We start from the raw sequence: 2,485 nt of genomic DNA on the forward strand, positions 1-2,485 counted from the left end.
TCAACAATTTAAACAACTGCTGGTGGACTACCCGCAATTATCCCTTAAGATGATTGAAGCCCTGTCTCAGCGCCTACACGCTTCAGAAGAGCAATCCATGTTGTTATCTACTTGTACCGCAAAAGACCGGTTATTCAATTTCATTTGTAAGGAAGCCGAGTTGGTGAATGGCCACCAAATATTCTATCACGAGGAAACGAAGCGGTTTTTAGCAGGATTTTTAGGCATGTCATCTGAAACACTTAGCCGGTCCCTGCATCAATTAGCTGATGAAGGCAAGATTAAAGAACGGCATAACCATCAGATTGAAGTCTTTTGTTGAGAAGTATTGAGTTAAATTTAACTTCATAAACGTCTATAAGCATTGAACCTTCACTTTAGTTGGAAAGGTTCGGTGCTTTTTGCAAAATGACGAATCATTCTTTAATTGAAAAAGCCAAGAAAAAAACGCCCCTAGTTAACCTGATGATGACTGATCATCGGATAAAACTAAGAACGTTCTATAATGAAGCGTTTTCATGAATGATTGAATAAAGCATTCATTTTACAAAAAGAATTATTTGGTTTCGCTTTCGATAATACGTGTATTTTCGTTTACTTTTTGTTTGTTTAGCGGATACATGAATAACAAGATTAAACCTGCTGCTAATAGTAATCCACCTGGTAATATTGTACCAAGGCTGTAGATACTATTCGCTACTTCAGCAGTTTGTTGTTCAGCACCTGAAACATAACCAATTTGTGTTAGTAAAGCACCGGCTAAGAGACCAGCAATCGCTTGACCTACTTTACGTGTAAATGAGTAAACTGAGTAGATTGTACCATCTTTACGTGTACCACGTTTGATGTAGAAGTCATCAATAACGTCTGTTACGTAAGAGTACATTGCCATAGTGTAGTAACCCATAACCATACCAGCAACGATAACTAAGATGGCAAATACTAATGGATTTTGAATTCTTAATACGAAAGCAATGACATAGATTAAGCCTGCACCGATTAGGGCGAATGATCCAGCTTCTTTTTTACCAAATTTTTTCGTAATTGAACTTACAAATGGTGCGATTAATAAAGCACTTAAAGTCATACCTGCAGTGGCAATTGTTAAGATACGTGTATTTTGGAAGTAGTCTAAGTACATGTACTGTAATAATTGACCTAATGAGATTAAACCAGCCAACATAAACATTGTAGAGAACATTAAACCTAAGAATCCACGGTCTTTAATCAATTCACCAAGGTCAGATAACATTTGTCCGACACTGAATTTTTCACCTTGTGGTAATTCAACACGTTCTTCAACCATACCGTAACAAGCTAAGTAACATAAAGCAGCGGCTAAACCTAAGGCAACACCTAACCACATGAAGTTATCAGCTAATACTTTACCGTCTGCACTATAGGCAATTAATGGTACAACGAAACCTAAACTAAATTGGATTAAAGTAGATCCCATTGAACGGAAAGTAGATAAGTTCGCACGGTCTTCTGATTTACCAGATATCACAGATGCTAATGAACCGTAAGGAATGTTGATTGAAGTATAGAAAATTGATCCCCATAATAAATAAGTAACAAACATATAAATAACTTTAGCTGTTGGTGTCCAGTCTATAATGAAACTGTTATACATTAAAGCGCTTGCAATTCCGACCGGAAAAGCCATTCTACGTAACCAAGGTTTAAATTTACCTACGCGAGTTGTAACAGCATTATCCGTAATAACACCCATACCAACATCAGTAAAAGCATCAATTAAACGAGCGATACCAAATAGTGTACCAACCATTGCTGGTGAAACACCCATAACGTTTGTATAGAATACCATGAAATAGTTTGAAGCAAGGAAGAATGTTAGATCGTTACCGATATTCCCAATCAAATAACCTAGCTTGTCGCGCATGCCGAAAGAACGGCTTACTCTCAATTTATTTTCTTGACTCATAATAACCTCCACAATTTTGTCTTAAGTGATTTTTGCAAATTTCACAATATAAATTAATTAGTGCACTTATTTATAGTTGATATTGTACTCAATATCGTCAAGAATGTAAACGGTTTATTATTAAAATTGCAAACTTATTTTTAAGCAACATCAAAGGATTGTAGGTTTTAACAAGATTCTTAAAGTACAACTTTAATTTAAACTCCGGCTTTTGGACAAATTTTACAACTTTTAAGAACAAAAGTTGTTCTTTTTAAAAACACTCTTTTTGCAATCTGATAATTTTTTTGCAATATTTTACCTTTTGAGATATAGGTTGAGAGCAATTGTTGCTAAAAATTGGGCAAAATAAAAAAGAGTAAGTGAGCTTTGACACTCAATTACCCTTTTCTTCTATAGTGATTTCGACTTATCGATTCACACTAGTGATTGGCTTTACTATTTTCGTAGAATAAAACTTGCTCGTCTGCTGGTACCATTGACCCACCAGTTGCCCATGCAATATGGGTCATGTTAGCTACTTTATCTGTTAAGTTCTTG

At 35.4% G+C, this 2,485-nt stretch carries 2 protein-coding genes; one reads left to right on the plus strand and one right to left on the minus strand.

Annotated elements, in window-relative coordinates:
- The coding region (locus tag ACRCJ0_RS11940; RefSeq protein ID WP_431390553.1) for a Crp/Fnr family transcriptional regulator at nucleotides 1-322 on the plus strand (322 nt) is incomplete at its 5' end.
- 234 nt (nucleotides 323-556) lie between these two features.
- On the opposite strand, the gene ACRCJ0_RS11945 is transcribed toward ACRCJ0_RS11940, so the two are convergent.
- Nucleotides 557-1,945 (minus strand): MFS transporter, encoded by a 1,389-nt coding sequence (locus ACRCJ0_RS11945; RefSeq protein ID WP_419971250.1) that lies wholly within the window; start codon nucleotides 1,943-1,945, stop codon nucleotides 557-559.
- Between the last annotated feature and the right edge of the window lie 540 nt (nucleotides 1,946-2,485).

It is taken from the genome of Aerococcus sp. L_32 (genome assembly GCF_050689315.1).